This is a genomic window from Paramagnetospirillum magnetotacticum MS-1 (genome assembly GCF_000829825.1).
Lineage (GTDB): Bacteria > Pseudomonadota > Alphaproteobacteria > Rhodospirillales > Magnetospirillaceae > Phaeospirillum > Phaeospirillum magnetotacticum.
The window spans coordinates 236,877-259,175 of the sequence record NZ_JXSL01000030.1 but is presented as its reverse complement, the minus strand read 5'-3'; the positions used below and the strand labels follow the sequence as shown (position 1 = coordinate 259,175).

18 protein-coding genes and 1 tRNA gene are annotated in these 22,299 nt (G+C 63.6%); 13 read left to right on the top strand and 6 right to left on the bottom strand.

Translation table 11 applies throughout. The annotated features are described in order from the left end of the window. Positions 1 to 57: 57 nt before the first annotated feature. From CCC_RS13725 to CCC_RS13715, 3 genes are all read right to left on the bottom strand, one after another. Positions 58 to 1,227 carry an isovaleryl-CoA dehydrogenase gene (locus tag CCC_RS13725; protein ID WP_009871077.1) on the bottom strand — a complete coding sequence of 390 codons (1,170 nt, stop codon included), beginning with the start codon at positions 1,225 to 1,227 and terminating at the stop codon, positions 58 to 60. A 73-nt stretch (positions 1,228 to 1,300) separates the two neighbouring features. Beyond that, positions 1,301 to 2,239, bottom strand: coding sequence for an AEC family transporter (locus tag CCC_RS13720; protein ID WP_009871078.1), 939 nt, complete (start codon positions 2,237 to 2,239; stop codon positions 1,301 to 1,303). Next, complete coding sequence (locus CCC_RS13715; protein ID WP_041041869.1) at positions 2,236 to 2,637, bottom strand: Crp/Fnr family transcriptional regulator; 402 nt, start codon at positions 2,635 to 2,637, stop codon at positions 2,236 to 2,238. The genes CCC_RS13720 and CCC_RS13715 overlap by 4 nt, the downstream gene beginning before the upstream one ends. 170 nt (positions 2,638 to 2,807) lie before the next feature. On the opposite strand from CCC_RS13715, the gene CCC_RS13710 reads away from it, so the two are divergent. From CCC_RS13710 to CCC_RS13680, 7 genes are all read left to right on the top strand, one after another. Next, a complete protein-coding gene (locus tag CCC_RS13710) occupies positions 2,808 to 3,944 on the top strand; it encodes a patatin-like phospholipase family protein (protein WP_009871080.1) in 1,137 nt (378 codons plus the stop codon). A gap of 26 nt (positions 3,945 to 3,970) precedes the next feature. After that, entirely contained in the window at positions 3,971 to 5,122 is a 1,152-nt protein-coding gene (gene dprA / locus CCC_RS13705; RefSeq protein ID WP_009871081.1) for a DNA-processing protein DprA, read from the top strand. A gap of 33 nt (positions 5,123 to 5,155) precedes the next feature. After that, complete coding sequence (gene topA / locus CCC_RS13700; RefSeq protein ID WP_009871082.1) at positions 5,156 to 7,843, top strand: type I DNA topoisomerase; 2,688 nt, start codon at positions 5,156 to 5,158, stop codon at positions 7,841 to 7,843. A gap of 460 nt (positions 7,844 to 8,303) precedes the next feature. Beyond that, positions 8,304 to 9,869 (top strand): flagellin N-terminal helical domain-containing protein, encoded by a 1,566-nt coding sequence (locus tag CCC_RS13695; RefSeq protein WP_009871083.1) that lies wholly within the window; start codon positions 8,304 to 8,306, stop codon positions 9,867 to 9,869. A gap of 113 nt (positions 9,870 to 9,982) precedes the next feature. Beyond that, positions 9,983 to 11,989, top strand: a complete 2,007-nt coding sequence (locus CCC_RS13690; protein WP_041041867.1) for a flagellin glycosyltransferase Maf — start codon at positions 9,983 to 9,985, stop codon at positions 11,987 to 11,989. Then, a complete protein-coding gene (locus CCC_RS13685) occupies positions 11,979 to 13,892 on the top strand; it encodes a tetratricopeptide repeat protein (RefSeq protein ID WP_041041865.1) in 1,914 nt (637 codons plus the stop codon). Before CCC_RS13690 ends, CCC_RS13685 begins: the two co-directional genes overlap by 11 nt. A gap of 4 nt (positions 13,893 to 13,896) precedes the next feature. Next, positions 13,897 to 14,913, top strand: coding sequence for a glycosyltransferase family 9 protein (locus tag CCC_RS13680; RefSeq protein ID WP_009871087.1), 1,017 nt, complete (start codon positions 13,897 to 13,899; stop codon positions 14,911 to 14,913). Here the strand turns inward: CCC_RS13680 and CCC_RS13675 are convergent, their stop codons facing one another. Further along, positions 14,914 to 15,288 carry a flagellar biosynthesis regulator FlaF gene (locus CCC_RS13675; RefSeq protein WP_009871088.1) on the bottom strand — a complete coding sequence of 125 codons (375 nt, stop codon included), beginning with the start codon at positions 15,286 to 15,288 and terminating at the stop codon, positions 14,914 to 14,916. Between the two features lie 207 nt (positions 15,289 to 15,495). On the opposite strand from CCC_RS13675, the gene CCC_RS13670 reads away from it, so the two are divergent. The 4 genes from CCC_RS13670 to CCC_RS13655 all read left to right on the top strand — a co-directional run bounded on the left by CCC_RS13670 (position 15,496) and on the right by CCC_RS13655 (position 18,813). Beyond that, positions 15,496 to 16,350: a hypothetical protein gene (locus CCC_RS13670; RefSeq protein ID WP_009871089.1), complete on the top strand. Its 855-nt coding sequence runs from the start codon at positions 15,496 to 15,498 to the stop codon at positions 16,348 to 16,350. 40 nt (positions 16,351 to 16,390) lie between these two features. Beyond that, a complete protein-coding gene (locus tag CCC_RS13665) occupies positions 16,391 to 16,876 on the top strand; it encodes a flagellar biosynthesis regulator FlaF (protein WP_009871090.1) in 486 nt (161 codons plus the stop codon). Between the two features lie 94 nt (positions 16,877 to 16,970). Beyond that, positions 16,971 to 18,077 carry a hypothetical protein gene (locus CCC_RS13660; RefSeq protein ID WP_236686387.1) on the top strand — a complete coding sequence of 369 codons (1,107 nt, stop codon included), beginning with the start codon at positions 16,971 to 16,973 and terminating at the stop codon, positions 18,075 to 18,077. After that, complete coding sequence (locus CCC_RS13655) at positions 18,064 to 18,813, top strand: tetratricopeptide repeat protein (protein WP_041042395.1); 750 nt, start codon at positions 18,064 to 18,066, stop codon at positions 18,811 to 18,813. The genes CCC_RS13660 and CCC_RS13655 overlap by 14 nt, the downstream gene beginning before the upstream one ends. Before the next feature lie 59 nt (positions 18,814 to 18,872). Here CCC_RS13655 and CCC_RS13650 read toward each other — a convergent pair. Next, positions 18,873 to 18,949: transfer RNA gene (locus CCC_RS13650), tRNA-His, on the bottom strand. Positions 18,950 to 19,000: 51 nt separating this feature from the next. Next, on the bottom strand, positions 19,001 to 20,161 hold the full coding sequence (locus tag CCC_RS13645) for an aminotransferase (protein ID WP_041041861.1): 1,161 nt from the start codon (positions 20,159 to 20,161) through the stop codon (positions 19,001 to 19,003). 237 nt (positions 20,162 to 20,398) lie between these two features. Between CCC_RS13645 and CCC_RS13640 the strand changes: the two genes are divergently transcribed. Both CCC_RS13640 and glnA read left to right on the top strand, forming a co-directional pair. Next, a complete protein-coding gene (locus CCC_RS13640) occupies positions 20,399 to 20,737 on the top strand; it encodes a P-II family nitrogen regulator (protein WP_008616616.1) in 339 nt (112 codons plus the stop codon). 79 nt (positions 20,738 to 20,816) lie between these two features. Next, the gene (gene glnA / locus CCC_RS13635) at positions 20,817 to 22,229 is read left to right on the top strand and encodes a type I glutamate--ammonia ligase (protein WP_041041859.1); all 1,413 of its coding nucleotides are present in this window, start codon (positions 20,817 to 20,819) and stop codon (positions 22,227 to 22,229) included. Positions 22,230 to 22,299 lie beyond the last annotated feature (70 nt).

Genomic DNA, 22,299 nt, shown 5'->3' with positions numbered 1-22,299 from the left:
ACCTGGGCATCCATGGGCCCCCGGGTCAAGCCCGGGGGTGACGCATGTGGGACGGGGCTACTTGGTCTCTTCGAACAGCTCGCGGCCGATGAGCATGCGGCGGATTTCCGACGTGCCCGCGCCGATCTCGTAGAGCTTGGCGTCGCGCAGCAGGCGTCCGGTGGCGTATTCATTGATATAGCCGTTGCCGCCCAGGGTCTGGATGGCTTCCAGCGCCATCCAGGTAGCCTTCTCGGCGCCGTAGAGGATCACCCCGGCCGCGTCCTTGCGGCTTGTCTCGCCCCGGTCGCAGGCCTTGGCCACCGCATAGGTGTAGGCGCGGCAGGCGTTGAAAGTGGTGTACATGTCGGCCAGCTTGCCCTGCATCAGCTGGAAGGTGCCGATGGGCTGGCCGAACTGGACGCGCTCGTGGATATAGGGAACCACCACGTCCATGCAGGCGGCCATGATGCCCAGCGGCCCGCCGGTCAGCACCACGCGCTCGAAGTCCAGGCCGCTCATGAGCACGTTGACGCCCTTACCCACGGCGCCCAGCACGTTCTCTTCCGGCACTTCACAGTCGGTGAACACCAGTTCGCCGGTGTTGGAGCCGCGCATGCCCAGCTTGTCCAGCTTCTGCGCGACGGAGAAGCCCTTGAAGGTCTTTTCCACCAGGAAGGCGGTGATGCCGCGCGGCCCCGCCGTGACGTCGGTCTTGGCATAGACCACGATCACATCGGCGTCGGGGCCGTTGGTGATCCACATCTTGGTGCCGTTGAGGATGTAGCGGTCGCCCTTCTTCTCGGCCTTGAGCTTCATGGAGACCACGTCGGAGCCAGCATTGGGCTCGCTCATGGCCAGCGCGCCGATATACTCGCCCGAGATCAGCTTGGGCAGGTACTTCATCTTCTGGGCTTCGGTGCCGTTGCGCTTGATCTGGTTGACGCAGAGATTGGAATGCGCCCCGTAGGACAGACCCACCGAGGCCGAGGCCCGGCTGATCTCTTCCATGGCCACCACATGTTCGAGATAGCCCATTCCGGCGCCGCCGTACTTCTCGTCCACGGTGATGCCCAACAGGCCCATCTGGCCCAGACGCGGCCAAAGCTCGTTGGGGAATTCGTTGGACCGGTCGATCTCGGCGGCGCGCGGCGCGATCTCGGCCGCGGCGAAGGCAGCGACGGAATCGCGCATCATGTCGGCGGTCTCGCCCAGATCGAAGTTCAGCGCGGAATTGAAGCCGGTCATGCTCGTTCCCTCTTACAGGCCGGAGAATTTGGTTAAACGAGCATACGTTTTTTTAATTTGGCCGCAAGAGGATTCAGCCGACACCCAGCGCCAGCAGCCACAGGGGAAGGATCAGCGCCCCGGCGATGGTCTGGGCCGACAAAATGGTGGCCACCAGGGCGGCGTCGCCGCCCATTCTCCGGGCGGTGACATAGGAGGCGGGAGAGGCGGGCAGGGCGGCATAAATGCCGCAGGCGGCCAAGGCTACTCCGCTCAGACCGGCGAATTTCAGGGCTGCGAACGCCAACAGGGGGAGTGCGATCATCTTGGCAATGATGGACAGCCAAACGGCTGGGCCGGGGCGTCTTAAGGCTTCGAGACGGATGCCCGCGCCGATGGACAACAGCGCCAGAGGCAAGGACGCGCCGCCCAGAATGTCGAGGATGGAGGCCGCCACCGGGGGCAGGCCGAAGCCGGAAACATTGATGGCCGCGCCCAGGGCGCAAGACAGGATCAAGGGATTGGTGACCACCGGCAAGACGGCGTCGCGCCATCCCAGCCGCCCCTCCTTGCGGGCCCAATGCAACATGGCAAGGGTGGAGAGCAGGTTGACCAGGGGAATCACCGCTGCGGTGCAGACGGCGACGAGCGCCACGCCCTGACGGCCCCATAGACCTGCGCCAAGCGCCAGGGCGACATAGGTGTTGGGGCGGATCACGCATTGGAACACCGAGGTGAAGGCGGGGCCGTCCAGGGACCATGGCGGTCGTGCCAGCCCCTTTGCCGCCAGTCCCGTCACCGCCGCCATGACCAGTACAACTCCCGTCTCGACGGCGAAGATGGTGCCGACCGGCAATCCCTCCAGGCGGGCGCGGGCCAGCGAGGCGACCAGCAGGGCGGGGAGAAACAGGTGAAAGGTGGCCCATTCCGCCGGTGCCCAGAATTCATCTCCGACCCAGCGCTTCGAGCGCATCTGATGGCCCAGCGCGATCAGGGCGATGATCGGCGCCAGGGCCGCCAGGACCTGGATCATTCCACCCCGTGCTCGGCCAGGGTGGCCCGCGCATCGGCCAGTTCCGAGCCCATTTCGCGGATGGTGGATAGCAGGGAAAGGATCAGGGTGTTCAGACCCGGCGGCGCCTGATCCATCATGGCGCGGATGGCGTCCTTGGTCAGGACCAGACAGGTGGCGTCGTCATCCACCAGGGCCGACGCCATGCGCGGGCTGTCGTCGATCAGGGCCATTTCGCCGAACACCTGAAAGGGCCATAGGCGGCCGATGGTGATCTTGCGCCCGGCCACGGTCTTGAAGACGCGCACCGTGCCCTGCTGCAGCAGATAGGCCTCGCGCCCGGTGTCACCCTCCTTGAAAATGACCGTGCCCCGAGGGAAGACGCGTTGCAGTCCGGGTGTTCCGGCGGTGTCGCTCATGGCGGATCCCTTCGCGCCCTTATGAAAAGGACGGCCAGCATAACGTGCCCGTCTCCGATCTCCAATCGGGGAAGAGTCCGTCACGATACCCACGGTTGCTTCCTGGGTCGCGGTCGCGGTACGCTTGGAAAAAATAATGACGCCAACCGTCATCGGAGGGAGAATCACTCATGGGAAAGCCCCATCGGATCGCGCTGGCCTTGCAGGGCGGCGGTGTGCACGGAGCCTTTACCTGGGGCGTGCTCGACGCCTTGCTGGAAGAAGCCGCCACCGGAAAAATCGAATTCGTCGGCGTCAGCGGAGCCTCGTCGGGGGCCCTGACCGCCACCGCCATGGCTTATGGCTATCATGAAGGCGCCGCCCAGCCAGGCCCCGCCAGCGCGCGGTCCCGGCGCATGGCCGAAGCGGCGCGCACCAAGATCCGTGAATTATGGGAGACGGTGGCCCGCGCCGCCTTCTGGGGCGGCAATCCCTTCGTGGCCGCCATCGGTCTGGCCCAGGACTGGAATATCGACGACACCCCCGCCGCCCGTTGGGCGGATGTGGCGGGCGGCAATACCCCGGCGGCGGAATCGGGTCTGGGCACCTATCTCACTGCCGTGCTGAGGGATGTGCTGCCCCAGATTCCCGCCATCTTCGCCCTGCCGCAAGAGGGGACGCCCACCCTGATCGTCGCCGCCACCGATATCGGCGAATGCCGCCGCCAGTTGTTCATCGACGGCGCGGTGTCACCCGACGCGGTGCGGGCTTCGACCAATCTGCCCACCTCATTGCATACGGTCAGTATCGGCGATCACCATTATTGGGATGGCGGCTATATGGGCAATCCGCCCTTGACCCCCCTGGTAGAGCGGCTGCGCGAAACCAATGCCGAGGATCTGGTCCTGGTGACGCTGAACCCGCTGCACCGCGACGGCCCGCCGCCCAAGGGTGGGCGCCAGGTGCTGGACCGTCTCAACGAAGTGGCCTTCAACGCCTCCCTGGTGCACGAGGTCAACGCCATCGAGACCATCAACCGTCTGGTGGACGCCGACATGATCAAGGAGCCGCCGCCCGGCCAGCATCCCTATCGCCGGGTCAATCTGCACCGCATCCATGCCGACGAGGAGATGGTCAAGCTGGGCGTCTATTCCAAGGATGCCCCCGCCTGGGACTTCCTGGTCTATCTCCGCGACCTGGGCCGCAAGGCCTTTACCGAGTCCTGGGAAACCATCCGGCCCGCTTTGGGCAAGCATTCATCCTGGGATACCAATTCGGTCTGCGACCAGATCCTGGCCCGAAAGGCCATCACCACCCGGGAGAAATAGGCCCTTTCCACCCCTTGACCGATTGCATGCAAGCGGCCACTCTGCACGCCATGGACGAGGGCAAGAGGCAACTTTCAGCCGCTGAACGGTTCGACTGGTTGCGGCTGATCCGCAGCGAGAATGTGGGGCCGCGCACGTTCTCGCGTTTGCTGGAACGCTTCGGCTCGGCCGGTGAGGCTCTGGCGGTCCTGCCCGATCTGGCCAGGCGGGGCGGGGCGCGCCGTCCTATCCGGATCTGTCCCAAATCCGATGCCGAGCGCGAATTGGAGGCGACCGAGCGGGTGGGGGCGCGGCTTCTGGGTCTATGCGAACCGGGCTATCCCGCCTGGCTGGCGGCGCTGGACGATGGGCCGCCATTGCTTTCGGTGCTGGGCAATTCTTCCATTCTGGCCAAGCCCATGGTGGCCATGGTCGGCGCCCGCAATGCCTCGCTCAATGGCCGCAATTTCGCGCGGCGTCTGGCCGCCGATCTGGGCCGGGCCGGATATGTGGTGACCAGCGGCATGGCGCGCGGTATCGATACCGCCGCCCATCAAGGCGCATTGGCCTCGGGCACCGTGGCGGTGCTGGCTGGTGGCGTCGATGTTGTCTATCCCCCGGAAAACACCGATCTGTGGCGCGAGATCTGCGCGGCGGGCACCGTGGTGTCCGAAATGCCAGTGGGGACCCAGCCCCAGGCCAGCTATTTTCCCCGGCGCAACCGCATTATCTCGGGTCTGTCCTTAGGCGTGGTGGTGGTCGAGGCCAATGCCCGCTCGGGCTCGCTGATCACGGCGCGGTTCGCCGCCGATCAGGGGCGTGAAGTCTTCGCGGTGCCGGGCTCGCCCATGGATCCGCGCGCCGCCGGACCCAATGATCTGATCCGCAATGGCGCCACCCTGACGGAAAGTGTCACCGATGTGACCGATGTGCTGGGCGATCTGTTGCGCCGCCCCCTGGCCGAGGGCAAACGCGCCGATTTCCGCGCCTCAGGACCAGTCGAGCCCGACGAGTCCGAGCTGGATCGGGCCCGCTCTCAGGTGGCCGAGGCCTTGGGGCCCGCACCGGTGATGGTTGACGAAATCATCCGCCAATGCCAATTGTCACCCTCCATGGTGTCCTGGGTCCTGCTGGAGATCGAACTGGCAGGTCGTCTGGAACGCCATCCCGGCAATCGGGTCTCGCTGCTGGTCGGCTGAGATTCCTTGCCCCTCGGATGTGATCGGGTGCGGATGAAAGTCGTCGTCGTCGAGTCTCCGGCCAAGGCCAAGACCATCAATAAATATCTGGGCAGCGACTTCCACGTGCTGGCCTCCTACGGCCATATCCGCGATCTGCCGCCCAAGGACGGTTCGGTGCGGCCCGACGAGGGCTTCGCCATGGACTGGGAGACGGATGCCAAGTCCGAGCGCCAGATCAAGGAGATCGTGGCCGCCGTCAAGGGTGCCGACAAACTGTTCCTGGCCACCGACCCGGATCGTGAGGGCGAGGCCATTTCCTGGCATGTGCGCCAGGTGCTGGAAGCCAGGAAGGCGCTGAAGGGGGTCGAGGTCAAACGGGTGGTCTTCAACGAGATCACCAAGTCCGCCGTACTCGACGCCATGCGCAATCCCCGCGAAATCCATCAGGAGCTGGTTGACGCCTATCTGGCGCGGCGCGCGCTGGATTATCTGGTGGGCTTCACCCTGTCGCCGGTTCTGTGGCGCAAGCTGCCGGGCTCGCGCTCGGCGGGACGGGTGCAGTCGGTGGCGCTGCGCCTGATCTGCGAACGCGAATCCGAAATCGAGAGCTTTCGCCCCCGCGAATACTGGACCATCGCCGCCGATTTCCTGACGCCCAAGGGGGCGCTGCTGTCGGCGGGGCTGACCCATCTGGGCGGCAAGAAGCTGGACAAGTTCGACCTGTCCTCGGAAGCCCTGGCCCGCGACGCCGAGAAGAAGGCGGCCAGTGCCCGCTACTCGGTCGCCTCGGTAGAGCGCAAGCGCACCAAGCGCAATCCCTATCCGCCCTTTACCACCTCGACGCTCCAGCAAGAAGCCAGCCGTAAGCTGTATTTCGCCGCGGCGCGCACCATGCAACTGGCCCAGCGCCTGTATGAAGGTGTGGATATCGGCGGAGAGACGGTGGGTCTGATCACCTATATGCGAACCGACGGCGTGCAGATGGCCGCCGAGGCCATCGCAGGGGCCCGCGCCGTGATCGCCGAGGATTTCGGCAAGGCCTATGTCCCGGACGCGCCGCGCCTTTACAAGACCAAGGCCAAGAACGCACAGGAAGCCCACGAGGCCATCCGTCCCACCGATCTGGCGCGCCGTCCCGAGGACGTGGCCCGCTACCTCGACAAGGACCAGCTGCGTCTCTACGAACTGATCTGGAAGCGGACGCTCGCCAGCCAGATGGCCGCCGCCGAACTGGATCAGGTGGGCGTCGATATCGCGGGCGACCAGCACGGAATCGTCTTTCGCGCCACCGGTTCGGTGGTGGTGTTCGACGGCTTCATGAAGGTCTACCGCGAGGACAAGGACGATTCCGACGACGAGGATGCGGAAAAGCTGCTGCCCGACGTCAATGAAAAGGATTCCATGGACCGCAAGGCCATGCGCACCGAGCAGCACTTCACCCAGCCGCCGCCCCGTTTCTCCGAAGCCAGTCTGGTCAAGCGCATGGAGGAACTGGGCATCGGGCGGCCGTCCACCTATGCCTCCATCCTGTCCGTGCTGCAGGAGCGCAATTACGTCCGCCTGGATCAGCGGCGCTTCATCCCCGAGGATCGCGGCCGTCTGGTCACCGCCTTCCTGGAAAGTTTTTTCGGCCGCTATGTGGAATACAATTTCACCGCCGATCTGGAAAACCAGTTGGACGATATTTCCGGCGGCCGGGACGAGTGGCGCAAGGTGCTGGATCGGTTCTGGCGCGACTTCTCGGGCGCCGTGGACGAGACCAAGGATCTGCGCGTCGCCCAGGTTCTCGATGCCCTGGACGAACTCCTGGGGCCGCACTTCTTTCCCGATAACGGTACGGGCCACGACCCGCGTTCCTGCCCCACCTGCAACGCCGGGCGTTTGTCGCTGAAGCTGGGCAAGTTCGGGGCCTTCATCGGCTGCTCCGCCTATCCCGAATGCCGCTTCACCCGGCCGCTGACCACCGGGGGAGAGGGCGAGGAGGAGGTGCGCGAAGGCCCCAAGGAACTGGGCAACGATCCCGCCAGCGGGTTGCCCGTCTCTTTACGCAAGGGCCCCTATGGCCATTATGTCCAGCTGGGCGATGAATCGACGATGAAGGCCGAGCCCGCTCCCGTGCCGGAGAAGGGAAAGAAGGCCAAGGCGGCCAAGACCCCTAAGCCCAAACGCGTCTCTCTTTACAAGGGGCTGGAACCCGCCGACGTCACCCTGGACATCGCCTGCCGCCTCTTGGAACTGCCGCGTCTGGTCGGCACCCATCCCGAGACAGGCAAATCCATCAGCGCCGGTGTGGGCCGTTTCGGCCCCTATGTGGTCCATGACGGCACCTACAAGTCGCTGGCCAAGGACGATGACGTGCTGGTCATCGGCATGAACCGTGCCATGGAGCTGCTGTCCCAGGCCAAGGGGCGCGGCGGCTCCGGGCCGCTCAAGACTTTGGGCGAGCATGAGGGCAAGCCGGTCACCCTGCATGAGGGGCGCTATGGCCCCTATGTGTCGCGCGACGGCGTGCACGCCACCCTGCCCAAGGACAGTTCGGTCGATACCGTGACCCTGGAGGCCGCCCTGGTCCTGATCGCCGCCAAGGCGGCCAAGGGACCGGCCAAGCCCGTCCGGGGACGCAAGGCCGCTCCGTCCGCCAAGGCCGATGCCGCTCCCAAGAAACCCGCCGCCAAGAAGGCGGCTCCCAAGAAGGCCGCGGCCAAGAAGGCTCCCGCCAAGAAAAAGCCGGCTGTCTAGGGCCGCGCTGGCAGGTCATCTTCCAGCACAAGGGGCCTCCCGCCCGTCGGAGAGGCCCCTTGCTCTGGCCGCGCCCCATGGGTGATGGTCGTCGTTGCCCGGTGCTGGCACAGATGCTGCGCTATTTTTACGCTATCAAATGATAGCTAGAAGGTTATCACTGTGGTCTTTAGGGATTCCCGGCTGCAATTACTTTGCATATACACGAGATTTGCCGACATGTTCTGGGATGCGGCGAAGTCCGGCCATAGTTAACAAATCCTTTACTCCGGGATATGCCATCACATTGAAGTGATGGGCAAAAATCCAGTTGCGAAAGGGCTGGTATTTGTTCTAGAGTGGTGCTGTTAGGAAGTGTGCTCCCTGCATGCGACCCGCAGCCAGTGGCTTGCCGGTTGCGGGGAATGTAAGGAAGCCCGGGGCGAGAATCGCACCGGCCTCTCTAGAAAGGAGACTAGTTATGTCAGACGTCACCCTTACTTCTGCTGTCCGCAGCAACCTGCTTGCGCTGCAGTCCACCCAAGGCCTCGTGAATCGTACTCAGAGCCGTCTGTCGACCGGTTTGAAGGTCGCCAGCGCCATTGACGATCCGGTGGCTTACTTCCAGTCCAAGGCCCTGTCCGATCGCGCCAGCGACTTCCAGGGCAAGAAAGACAACATCGACCAGGGCGTTTCGTCCCTGTCCACCGCTCTGCAGGGCATCTCCGGTGTTTCGACCCTGGTGAAGCAGCTCAAGGGTCTTGCGCTGAACGCGCAGTCCGCTTCGAGCTCGCAGATCGGCAGCCTGGTGCAGCAGTTCAACGCTCTGCGCAGCCAGTTGGACAACCTGGCTCTCGATAGCCAGTATCAGGGCCAGAACCTGGTCGCCGGTAAGGGCCAGACCCTGACCGTCAGCTTCTCGAACCTGACCGGTTCCACCCTCGAGGTGACCTCGGTCGACGTGCGCGTCGGCGCCACCGGCCTGAACATCTCCAAGGCCGTGACCTCCAATGGTGGCTTCCAGCTGAACTTCCAGGACGCCAGCTCGGTCGACCTGGGTTCGGGCATCGTGCGCACCACCTATGCCGGTACCGCCACGACGCTGACCTCGGGCACCTACACCTTCTCCTACGGCTCCGCCACCCTGTCGTTCACTGTCTACTCGCAGGGTTCGCTGACCGAGAATGGTTCGGACTACGAGGCGTTCACCACCTCCACCGCCGTGGCCAATGGCGACAACTTCGCCTTCCGCGTCGGCACCGAGACCAACGGCGACACCTATAACGTGACCGCTGGCAGCATTCAGAACGGCACCCGTTTCGCCGTCGAATATGCCGGTTCCACCAGCGGCGGCATCAGCGCTTCGGCTCTGGCCAGCGGCTCCAATCTGACCATTGGTTTCAACGGTCTGACCGGCTCTTCGCTGGCTTCGGGCACCTACACCTTCAGCTATGCTGGCGAGGCGCTGACCTTCACCGTCGGCTCTGCCGGTAACACCGGAACGACCTTCACCACCACCGATACCTTCACCAATGGCTCGGCCCTCACGGCCACTCTGACCATCGGTGCTGTCGGTACGGCTGGTACCCAGTCGGCGGGCGCGATCGGTAACTCCACTGGCATGATCTCCAATGCCAGCGGTAAGGTTCGCGGTCAGGCCTATGCCTCCGGTGGCGATCTGACCGTCGCCTATGGCGCCCAGATCTCCGCTCGTACGACCGTCAGCAACGTGTCGGGCCAGTACGTTCTGGACTCCAAGCTGACCGGTGTGGTGCAAGGCCTGGTGACCAAGCTGGACGAGAACCTGCAGACCCTGCGGTCTCACGCTCAGAACCTGGGTACCAACGTGGCCCTGCTGAACACCCGTCTGGACTTCACCAAGAACTACGTCGATCTGCTCCAGGCCGGTTCGGGCAAGCTGACCCTTGCCGATCTGAACGAGGAAGGCGCCAACCTGTTGGCCCTGCAGACCCGCCAGCAGCTGGGCATCCAGGCGCTGTCCTTCGCCGGTCAGAACGAAAAGTCGATCCTGTCGCTGTTCCGTTAATTCGGGTGGCGCGTTTTTAGGGGAAAGAGGTGGCTTTGCCACCTCTTTTCTTTTTTGAAGGGCCTGATCGAAAATCCGGCGATCGGTGATTCAGTTGGAGGCTTCAAGGCGAGATGAGTATCGAAGCTGGGGTGGATAAAGATCTGATCTCCGCCAATCTGAAGGCCTTTCATACATGGGCGCCGCAATTGGCGGCCCAACTCAGTAGCCATACGCCGCAAAGCAAGCTGGTGCGCAATGTGGACGGCGATTGGGACGTGGAGTTCCGCGGCGAGTTTCTCTATGGGCCAGGCGGACGCCAGCGGTCCGAAGGGACGGCCAAGGCCCTGGCCCTGGCGCCTGAATCCCGCGTCAACATGGCGCCGCTGTCCAGCCGTAACGTCGATCTTGTCACCAACCGCTTTCTCAACCGCATTCTCAAACGCGGGACCGAAGCCGGTCTTGAATTCCTGCACTACCCTTCCGAACCAAAGGCCTTCCATCTGGTCAGCTTCGGTCTGGGCCTGGGCTATCACATCCCGCTGCTGCTCGAGCAGGTGGAGCCCATCTCGGTCTGCATCGTCGAGCCCAATCTGGATTTTCTCTATCATTCCCTGGCGGTGATGGATTGGGAGCCGATCCTGGAACGCACGGCCCAGGGGCAGCAGCACGTCACTATCCTGGTCTCTGACCAACCGGGCGACATCGCCCGCAGGGTACGGGCGCATCTCCGCTTCTCCAGCCCCATCATGGTGGACTGGACCCGCTATCAGATGGCCTATCAAAGCCCGATCCTGAACGCGGCCATCACCGAATTCTACCGTGATGCCCAGCTGATCGGCATGGGACTGGGCTTTTTCCATGACGAGATGGAAATGGTGCGGGCGTCCTATATGAATCTCCGGGAAGGGTATTACCGGGTCTTCAAGCAGAGTCCCTTTCCCATGCCGACGCCGGTCTTCATCGTCGGTTCCGGGCCCTCGCTCGATGACGATATCGAGGTGATCAAGGCCTATAAGGACCGCGCGGTGATCATTTCATGCGGCACGGCGGCCCGCGTCCTGATGGCCAACGGAATCAAACCCGATTTCCAGATGCTGCTGGAAAATGGGGCGGCCCCCTACCGGGCACTCAAGGCGGTGGATGACGAATTCGGCTATGGCGATACGGTCCTGATCGCCTCCAACACGGTCGATCCCCGCGTCAAGGAGATGTTCAAGACCCCGGTTTTCTATTTCCGCAACTCACTCAGCTCCTACACCATCTTCAGCCCCGGCGATCCCCATACCTTGGACGAATCGGGTCCCACCGTGACCAATACCGGTCTGGCGGCGGCCCTGGCCATGGGGTTCCGCGAGCTTTACCTGTTCGGCGTGGATCTGGGTACCAAGAGCCAGGGGCGTCACCATTCCAAGGATTCTCTGTACCGTCACGATGACGATCAGAAGGATGGCATGGATGGAGCCATGAATTTCGACACCGTCTTCGATCAGGTGGACGTGGCCAATTTCGGCGGACTCGCCCATACCGAGGCCATCATGCTGTGGACCCGTGACGCGTTGGCCCGCGCCATCGGCCGCTATCGCCCGGCGGTCGAGGTGTTCAATTGCAGCGATGGTCTGCTGATCGAGAATACGCGGCCCATGAGTTCGGCCTCCATTAAGCTGACCTCCACGCCGGAGACCAAGGCCCGCGATCTGGCCAAGGCCTGGGAGCGTTGTCTGCTTCCCTCCCAGGAGGGGCATTTCGAGGAACGCTGGGGGCGGGCCGATTGGCCCGAGACCATCAAGGCCCTGCTGGACAGAGTTCAGGGCGTACTCGACGATTGCGACCGCGACCTCAACAAGATGATGCTGCATCTGGGCAATGTGCTGATCGCCGAGATCGACGGCAAGCCCAGCGCCGCCCAGTATTTCATTCGCGGCACCTTGCTGATGTCGGCCATGTGCCTGGCCTTTTACGCCAGGCGGGTGACGCCGCCGGACCGCACGGACGAATTCTGGACCATCATCGAGGAGGAATTCACCGATATCCTCCGGGTTCTGGCCATTCAGACCGATTGGTTCTTTGAAAACATCGAAGTCTTCGAATCCGACGAGGAGCTGTTCGAGAAGGTGACGGAGTGGCGTTATGACGGATGAAATCACCGCCGACATCCAGGCCCTGTCCGGGATGATCGAAAACGAGCTTTCCGAGGAAATTCTGGAATATTGCCGCCGGCGCCTGGGCGAGGGATCGACCAACCCCTACGTCTTCCTCGCCATGGGCATGATCTCCTTCTACAGCGGTGACCCTGGTCTGGCCATCCAGCTGATGGAGCGCGGGCTCACCCATAACCCCGATTGCCGCGAATTGGTCGATGGCCTGGCCGCCGTGTGCACCCGCATCGGCCGTCTGACCGATGGGCTTTATTACGGCAAGCTGGCGGTCTGCCTGAAGCCGCGTCCCGATGCCGCCGCCCTGCTGCCCAACAATATGGCGTCCTATATGGAGGCCATCCGCAACGTCAACATCTCCCACCACGCCACCAATGCCGAGGCGGCGTTGCAATTGGGCATGCTGGACGAGGCCCTGTTGCAGGCGCAAAAGCATCTGCGCGTCCACTCCGACGATGTGGATTGCATGATGGTGGCGGCGCGCACCCTGCTGGCCCTGGGCCGTCCGTCCGCGGCCTCGGCCATGCTGCGCGCCGCCCTGCATCACAAGCCCGCCGATCCCTGGCTGCACGCCCTGATGGGTGAGGCGCTGATGGGCGAGGTCCGTCACTCGGCGGCGCTCGCCCACCAGAAGCTGGCCTGGGATTTGTCGGAAGGCGACGAGAAATTGCGCGCTCATCTGGCCGGAACTCTGGTCTTCCAGTCGGATCTTTGCCGCCCGGCGGCAAACGCCATCATCGATGCCTATCTTGCCGAGCGCGAAGCGCCGCTGCGCCGGGTCAAGGCCGATATCGACGCCGACACCACCTTGTTCGGAGTGATGTGGGATCAGGTCTATGACAGTCCTTTGATCCAGTGCGTGGCGCCGGTGACCCGAAATATTCCCAATGTGGTGCTTTACGGCCTCAACCCCCGTCAGGACCATATGAGCGAGGTGATGCGCTCCGCCGCCATGCGCCCGCGGCAAAGCACCAATATCGATGATGCCACCCTGGGGCGCATCGTGGGCGGCGACAAGATCGGCTGTCTGATCAATCTTTGCGCCCCCGCCGATCACGCCCGTTTCCCGGTCTTCAAAGGTGAGCGCGTTCCTCTGGTGGTGCATTGGGTGACCTGGCCCGTATGCGATCGCATTCCGGGTGCCGCATTGGTCATTTCCGATGCCGAGACCCTGGAGATCGACGCCAGGAATTACGGCCCGGATCAGGTCCTCGAGGTGAGCCGTCTGCTGGCCTTCGACTTCCCCAAGAGCCTGGGGGCCGAAGATGAGATCCTTGATCTGCCGCGCAATACCCGTGGTTTTGCAATGTTCGGCGTGCATGGTGATCCCGCACGCTTCAACGATGCGTCCGTCGCCTTGTGGTCGCGGGTTCTGTGCGCCGTTCCCGGATCGCGTCTGCTGATCGGCGGCCGCGATACATGGGAAGAGGAACTGACCGACTGGGCCCTGGCGGCTTTCGCCGAATATGGCGTGGCCAACCGGGTCCATTTCCAGGAGCCGGTGGAGCAGGCCGGGATGTCCGCGGCCCGTGCCTTCAATCACATGGTCGATGTGGTCCTCGATACCGTGCCCGTGACCGGTGCCGCTGAGACCGCCACCGATTTGTGGATGGGGGTGCCGGTGGTGACCTTGCGTTCCGATTGCCGGGCCGGGCGGGTGGGGGCCTCGATCCTGCGCGCCGCAGGCTGCGACCAATGGATCGCTGGCAGCGAAGCCGAATATGTGGAGAAGGCCGCCACTCTGGCCATGGATCCCAGGCTTGGGGCCATTCGGGCCGAGTTGCGGGACCGGGTTCTGGCCTCGTCTCTGGCTACTCCCGAAACCTTGGGAACGGAGATCGCCATGAAGCTCGACACCATCCTCGCCAGACGACGGGCAAGGTCCTAAGAGTTTGGCGGGCGATCCCTTCGCCGAGGCCTTCGCACGCATCGAGGCGGGTGATCTCGCCGGGGCTGTTGCCATCTATCGTGCCGCCCTGGACGCCGGAGCGAAGGATCCCCTGTTGCGCATGTCCCTGGGGCAGTTGCTGCTGCTGCAGGGCGATTACCGCCGCGGCCTGTCCCTCAATGAACACAGGCCTCAGCCGCCGGTTCCCGGCCCCCGTTGGCGGGGGCAGCCCCTGAAGGGCGAAACCGTACTGGTGGTGGGCGAGCAGGGATTCGGCGACAATATTCAGTTCGTCCGCTATGCCGAGCCCTTGGCCCGGCGTGGCGCCCGCGTGGTGGTGGGCTGCCAGTCGGGGCTTGGCGCTCTGCTGTCGACGGTGCCCGGTGTGGCCTCGACGGTGGAGCCGGGCCAAGAGATGGCGCAGCCGGACCTCATGGTGCCCATGATGTCGTTGCCCTATGCGTTCGGCACCACGCTGCAGACCATTCCAGCCGCCATCCCCTATCTGACCCCGGACCCAGCAGCGGTAGAGGCATGGCGGGCGCGGCTGGAATCCTATGGCGGGTTGAAGGTCGGGCTGGTCTGGGGCGGCAATCCCGAGGCCGGTTATGACTGGCGCCGCTCTCCCGGATTGGCCCCCTATCTTTCCTTGCTCGACGTGCCGGGCGTTACGTTCTTCAGCTTGCAGAAAGGCCCGGCCGCCGCCGCCCTGGAGGGGCGGGCCATGCCCGCTAACTTCGTCGATCTCGGGCCGGAACTGAGCGATTTCAGCCAGACCGCCGCCGCTATGGCGGGGCTGGATCTGATCATCTCGTCGTGTACGTCGCCCGCCCATTTGGCCGGTGCCTTGGGGCGTCCCGTCTGGGTGGTCCTGGCGGCATTTCCCGACTGGCGCTGGTTGCTGGACCGCGACGACAGCCCCTGGTATCCCACCGCCCGTCTGTTCCGGGCGCGGCAGGGGGAGGGGTGGGCACCGGTCCTGGGAACGGTGCGCACGGAGTTGCAGGCGCTTGCGGGCTGATCAGCCCGTGGTGGCGCCGCCCGCGTTCTTCTGGCCTTCCAGAAGCCCTTCGGCCAATTGCATATTGATGTTGATCAGGGTGTTCAGCGACGAATCCCCAATGGTGGCGCCATTGGTGAAGGTGGTGTGCGCCACGAATTCGCTGAGCCGGATCAGATTGGCCTTGAGATCGGGCGGCAGGGGGCTGCCCGGCGACCGGGCCAGGGAGCGGATGGCCACCCAGACCTCGAGATTGTGATTGAGCGCAGCCACCAGTTCGGCGGCCCGATCCTTGCTGCTGCGGGCCCGGTCCAGGGCGATGGCAGCCTCCGCCAGGCTGAGGGCCTCCTGCTCGGGGAGGGGAAGGGAGGAGAGGTCACCGATTTCTTCGGTCATGGGAGACTCCGGGATTTGCGGTACATTGGCGGATATCATTGATTCAGCCTGATATTCTGCGCGTCGCAGGGTTAGAAAAGCGTTAACCTCCGCGGTCCTTCCGCGACGTACCGCCCTGCCTATGGGGCCGATTTATGGATTTCTTAACGGAAGGGTGCTAGGCTCCAATACGGGTGAAGAACTCGCCCAAATGCGTCGGAGGTTATTTTGACCGATACCGTGCTCAGCGCCTATGCGGGCGATCTTACCCAGATGCTCAGCACTCTGTCCGGCATGTCCGCGCGGCCAGCCTTCAATCTTGCCTTCGCCAATATCCAGAATTCCTACGCCAATCAGTACAATGACAAGATGCAGGTGCTGCAGCGCAAGGCGATGGACACCTATGATACCTCGCTTGACACTGAGCTTAGCAAGCTGAAGGAACAACTGCCGAAGCTTCAGGATTACCAGAATCTGGTGTCCAATGCCGTCGCCCAGGTGGCCGAGACTCTCGATAAGATCGGCGATCTGGATTTGCAGAACGCCTCCTTGCAGCTCCACGCCGCGGCTGGCGATACGCCCGATGCCACAGAATACAATGCCAGCGTCGACAGTCTGAATGAATCCTTGAGCCGCCTGCCCAATGTCGACGGGACGGAATTCTCATTCTACGGCGATGAGGGTGTGGGCGACATCCGCCTGAACGGTATCGGTATCAAGCATTTTTCGGCGGACGACGATCAGGCCAAGCCCCCGACCGGCTCCAGCGTCGAGTTGGCGGCGGGTCTTACCCGTGCGAACCAACTGGTGTCGCAGCTCTACAATCGCCTGGATATGGCGGCTGGTGAGGTAACCCGGGTGCAGGACCGCATCTCGGAGATTGAGGACCACCAGCAGACCCAGGCGGCCGACATCAAGAAGGATGTGGCCAAACAGGCCAAGCAGATGAAGCTGGAAATCGCCTCGCAACTGCAGGCCCTGTCAGTCAGCTTCGAGTCGCAGCAGCAGCAGAATGAAAAAATCGTCAAGGCCCAGACCAACGACACCTATCAGCCGGGGTCCGTGGTCAATCTGTTTTCCTGAGTCGATGGGCTCACCTTCCTGAGAAGTGATGGGAGAGGTTATGAATCCTTACAGCAACGCAGCCCACGCCGCGAACATTCCGCAGGAAGGCAATCCGCGCGAAACGGAGGCCTGGGCACTGACCGAGGCGGCGCGGCGCATGGCGTCGGCATCTCGGGGCGAGCCCGAGGGCATGCGCGATGCATTGCGGCTTAACTGGAAGCTCTGGACCATTTTCCAGGCCGACCTGATCGGCAAGGTCGAGGCGGGTGAAACCACGGAGACCGTGGTCAATATGCTCAGCCTTTGCCAGTTCGTCGATTTCCATACGGTCGCCGCTTTGACCGAGCCCGACGCCCCCAAGCTCGAAGTGCTGGTCAATATCAACCGCAATATCGCCAGCGGTTTGCGTGATTCCCTGGCCCGTGAGGCCCGCGAGGCCGCCGAGGCGACCGGAGCCATCGACCCCGCCGCCGCCGCACCGGCCGCGAACCCCTATGCACCGGCGCCAGGCGCCGCTCATACGCCCATCAGCGCCACGGCCTGATCTTTGCCAGGGTGAACCCTTTCCTCCCCGGACAAGGTCCAAAAGCGCCTTGTCCGGGGATTTTTGATTCCGTCTCGCCACAGTGCATTCCGGCATGACCCTTTCGGCCCCTCCCTCCGTCCTGTTCGCCGCCGTCGATCCCGGCGGGGCCGCCGCGATATTGCCCGTGGCCCAGATGCTGGCGGGGCGGGGCGGGCGGGCCGCTATCCTCGATCACGGTTTTCTCGGTCGCAATGCCACGGACGAACTGATCCGGCTGGCGCCTCCCGACGGGGATCCGGGGGCATGGCTCGAAGCTTGCGGAATCTCCTGTGTCTGTTTCGGCACGTCCCTGGCAGATCATCTGCCTCTGGCCCTGGCCAGAAGCGCCCAGAGCCTTGGTCTGCCGGTGGTCTGCATCCTCGATAACTGGATGAATTACCGGGTGCGCCTGGAGATGGACGGCGGGCCGCTTTTTGTTCCCGATGTCTACGCCGTCATGGATGACAAGGCCCGCGACGAAGCCCTGGCCGAGGGTGTGCCCGCGTCCTGTCTTCAGGTCACGGGCCATCCCGGACTGGCCGGACTGGCTCGGGAAATTTCCGAGGCGACGGCGCCAAGGCGGCGCGATCTGAGGATGCGGCTGGGCCTGGGGGTGCCGCCTCGTCAACTGATCGCCTTCATCGGCGAGCCCGTCGCCCGCGATCAGGGCACGGATTCCCGCACCCCCGGATGGCGCGGCTATACCGAGCGCGATGTGCTGGCGCTGCTGTGCGGACAATTGCAGCCCATGGCCGGGACGGTCGATCTGGCCATCCTTCCCCATCCACGGGATGATCTGGTGGAACTGGAGGCGCTGTGGCAGTCCTTGCGGGGAAATCTGGGGGGCGGAATCGTCAGGGATTTTGGTGGCAGGCAGGTTGTGTTGGCCGCCGACCGGGTGGCGGGAATGGCCTCCATCCTGCTATACGAGGCATGGCTGCAGGCAAAGCCGGTGATCAGCCTGCAGCCCGGACTGGTGCGCGATGATCTGGCCGCGGCGGTTCGACGGCCGGGCATTGGACTGGTGACACGCCGGGATCTTGCACCCGAGGCCATTGCCGGTTGGCTGGCAGCCGGACAGTGGGAAAAGCCAGCGGATTGTCTGCGCCACGGCGCGGCACCGGCACTGCTGGCGGAATTGATACAACACCTAGCGGAAAGAGCCCATGGCGAAGCTTGATCGAATGGAAGAGGCGCTGGCCAAGGCGCGGAATGGCGATTTCACCAAGGCGCGGACCGTATCGCGCGATCTGGGCAAGGTGGCGCCCGCCCATCCGGGTCTGATGGAATTGGCCGTCGCCGCCCATCAGGCGGGGGATCTGCCTCTGGCCCTGAGATTCATCGACCGGGCGGCCGTCTCGGGTTCCGCCGATGCCCTTTACGGCCGGGGGGTGGTTCTGGCCGCTCTCGGGCGCATGGATGAGGCGCGCTCGGCCCTGGTCAAATGCCTGGAACGTCATCCCCGTCACGAACTGGCCCTGACCAATCTGGGCGGATTGGAGCATCTGGCCGGTAACCTGGCGCAAGCTGAAAGCTGCTATCGCTCCGTCCTCGACTTTGCCCCCCAATCCGGGCTGGCCCTGCATAATCTTGCCGGATTGTTCCTGGCCCAGGGACGTAGCGCCGAGGCCGAGGACTTTGCCCGGCGCGCCGTGGCGGTTGCGTCCGGTCCCGACACCGTGCTTCGCCTTGCCGATATTCTGGTGGAGACCGGGCGTCACGCCGAAGCGGCCGAGATGCTTCGCCCCACCATCGATTCCTATCCCGAAGACGGGCGCCTGTGGCGGGCGGCGGGGCGTGCTGCCCATGCCCTGGGCCGCAAGATGGAAGCCCTGTCAGCCTATCGCACGGCGCTCGGCCTCGATTCCGAGGATGTGGAGGCCAGCCAGATGATCAGCCTTCTTGGCGGTGCCTGAACCGCGCGGACAATCTCGCGGCGTGGCGGTCGGAAATGCGGAATCGAATGGGAGGGGAATGGGGCGAGTGATCGGAATCGAACCGACGACATCCAGTACCACAAACTGGCGCTCTAACCAACTGAGCTACACCCGCCACCGGGGGAGGCCGCATGTTTAGCCAAATCCGGGGGCGCCCGTCAAGGGCCTATCCTCTGAAATAACGCCTCAACCGCGTGATGGCTTCGTCGATGGCGCTTTCCGTCTTGGCGAAGCAGAACCGGGCGAAGTGGCCGACATCGCCGCCTTGATAGAAGGCGCTGACCGGAATGGCGGTCACCCCGGCCTTTTCGGTAATGTGGCGGCAGAACGCGGCATCGTCGCCGTCAAAGCCCAGGGGACGGAAATCGGCGGTCAGGAAATAGCTGCCGCCTGCCTCCATCACCTCGAAACCCACCCCTCGCAGTCCTGTGGCCAGCCGGTCGCGCCGCTCGGCCAGCATGGCGGCCAGCCCGTCATAATAGGAATCCTCCTTGCCCAGCCCCCAGGCCACCGCCGCCTGCAGATTGGGCGGCGTGGTGAAGGTCAGGTACTGATGAGCCTTGGCCACCGGCACCAGAACCTCGGGCGCGGCGATCACCCAGCCCACCTTCCATCCGGTCAGCGAGAAGATCTTGCCCGCCGAGCCCACCTTCAGGCAGCGGGGCCGCAGTCCGGGCAGGGTCATCAGCGGCACATGGCGCCGCCCGTCATAGACAAGATGTTCGTAAACCTCGTCGCAGACACAATAGGCGTCGAAGCGTTCCAGCAATCCGGCCAGGAAGGCCAGTTCATCGGCGGTCCACACCTTGCCCGACGGGTTCATGGGGGTGTTCAGGATCATCAGCTTGGTCTTGGGCGAGAAGGCTTCCGCCAGGGCCTGCCTGGGCAATTCCCAATGGGGAGGCTCGACACGGACCAGCTTCGCGATGCCGCCCGCGCGGCGGATGATGGGCAGATAGCTGTCGTAGAGCGGTTCGATCAGCACCACCTCGTCGCCCGGCTCGATCAGCCCGAACAGGCAGGCGGCCAGGGCCTCGGTGGCGCCGGAGGTCACCATCACCTCGGCCATGGGGTCCAACTCCACGCCGTAAAAGCGGGCCTCGTGGCGGGCGATGGCCTGGCGCAGATCGGGGGTGCCCATCATGGAGGGATATTGGTTGGGGCCGCTGACAAGCGCCTCGGACGCCTTGGCCACGACGTCGGCGGGTTCCAGTCCCTCGGGGAAACCCTGGCCCAGATTGACCGCGCCATGGGCCTGGGCCAGACGCGACATGGTCTCGAAGATGGTGGTGCCGAAGGACGACAAGATGGTGTTGGCGGGCTTCAAGGGGGCACTCCGGAGGCGGAATCGGGAGTCCATAGGGTATCGCGGAAGCAGCCCGGCGGTGAAGAGAATGTAGGCTGCCCATGAATTAGGCGTAAATGCCCGAAAATGAAGCATCATTTCCCCGAGATTCCTTGGGTTTTTGCGCTTTTCCCGGTGGCCGAACTGGCACAATGCGTGCTAAATGAGTCGCGCGTTTTGACGCGGGTTCTCAACGCCAATGCGAAAGACGGCGGGTTCATGAAGAAGATCGAAGCCATCATCAAGCCCTTCAAGCTGGACGAGGTGAAGGAAGCCCTTCACGAAGTTGGTCTGCAGGGCCTTACCGTTACCGAAGCGAAGGGTTTCGGCCGGCAGAAGGGGCATACCGAGCTCTATCGCGGCGCCGAGTATGTGGTGGACTTCCTGCCCAAGGTGAAAATCGAACTGGTCATCGAGGATAATCTGGTGGAGCGTGCCGTCGAGGCCATCCAGCAGGCCGCCCATACGGGGCGCATCGGCGACGGCAAGATTTTCATCTCCACGGTGGAAGAAGCCATCCGCATCCGTACCGGCGAGCGCGGCAGCGACGCCATCTGATTTTCGCCCGGTTCGAGGCCCTTGAACAGGCCGCGGGGCGGGTTTGCGTGTTCAACTCTCAACTCTCAGGAATGTGACCATGTCCGACGACGTCAAGAAGGTCCTCGAACTGATCAAGGAAAACGACGTGAAGTACGTCGATTTCCGCTTCACCGATCCGCGCGGCAAGTGGCAGCACACCGCTCAGCATGTGTCCACCGTGGACGCCGACATGCTGAACGAAGGCATCATGTTCGACGGTTCGTCGATCGCCGGCTGGAAGAGCATCAACGAGTCCGACATGATCCTGAAGCCCGACGCTTCGTCGGCCGTCATGGACCCCTTCGCGGCTCAGTCCCAGCTGATCATCAACTGCGACATCGTCGAGCCCGCCACCGGCCAGCTCTATGACCGCGATCCGCGCTCCATCGCCAAGCGCGCCGAGGCTTATGTGAAGTCCTCGGGCGTGGGCGACGCCACCTATTTCGGCCCCGAGGCCGAATTCTTCGTGTTCGATGACGTCAAGTACGAACTCGGCATGAACAAGGGCTATTACGAGCTGCGCTCGGAAGACGGCGTCGAGGCCCAGGGCCGCGACTTCGCCGAGGGCAATCTGGGCCACCGCCCGGGTGTCAAGGGCGGCTACTTCCCGGTTCCGCCGGTTGACGGTCACGTCGACATGCGCGCCGAGATGCTGACCGTGATGGGTGAGATGGGCCTGCCCATCGAGAAGCACCACCACGAAGTGGCCTCGTCGCAGCACGAACTGGGCATCAAGTTCGGCAGCCTGGTTCAGGCCGCCGACTGGATCCAGATCTACAAGTATGTGGTCCACAACGTCGCCGCCTCCTATGGCAAGACCGCGACCTTCATGCCCAAGCCCATCTATGGCGACAACGGCTCGGGCATGCATGTCCACCAGTCCATCTGGAAGGCTGGCAAGCCTCTGTTCGCCGGTTCGGGCTATGCCGATCTCTCGGACACCGCTCTGTACTACATCGGCGGCATCATCAAGCATGCCAAGGCCATCAACGCCTTCACCAACCCGCTGACCAACAGCTACAAGCGCCTGATCCCCGGCTTCGAAGCCCCGGTTCTGCTGGCCTACTCGGCCCGCAACCGTTCGGCCTCCTGCCGTATCCCCTACTCGGCCTCGCCGAAGGGCAAGCGCGTGGAAGTTCGTTTCCCCGACCCCGGCGCGAACCCCTACCTGGCCTTCTCGGCCATGCTGATGGCCGGTCTCGACGGTATCGCCAACAAGATCCACCCCGGCGATCCCATGGACAAGAACCTGTACGACCTGCCCCCCGAGGAACTGAAGCTGGTTCCGACCGTGTGTGGCAGCTTGCGCGAGGCTCTCGAGTCCCTGCGGGCCAACAGCGACTTCCTGTGCAAGGGCGACGTGTTCTCGAAGGAATTCATCGAGAGCTACATCGATCTCAAGTACGAAGAAGTCTACCGCTTCGAGCACACCCCGCATCCGGTCGAGTTCCAGATGTACTACTCGGTCTAATCCGAGCCGCATCAGGTCCGAATGCGAAACCCCCGCCGGGAAACCGGCGGGGGTTTTTCTGTGTCGGGGA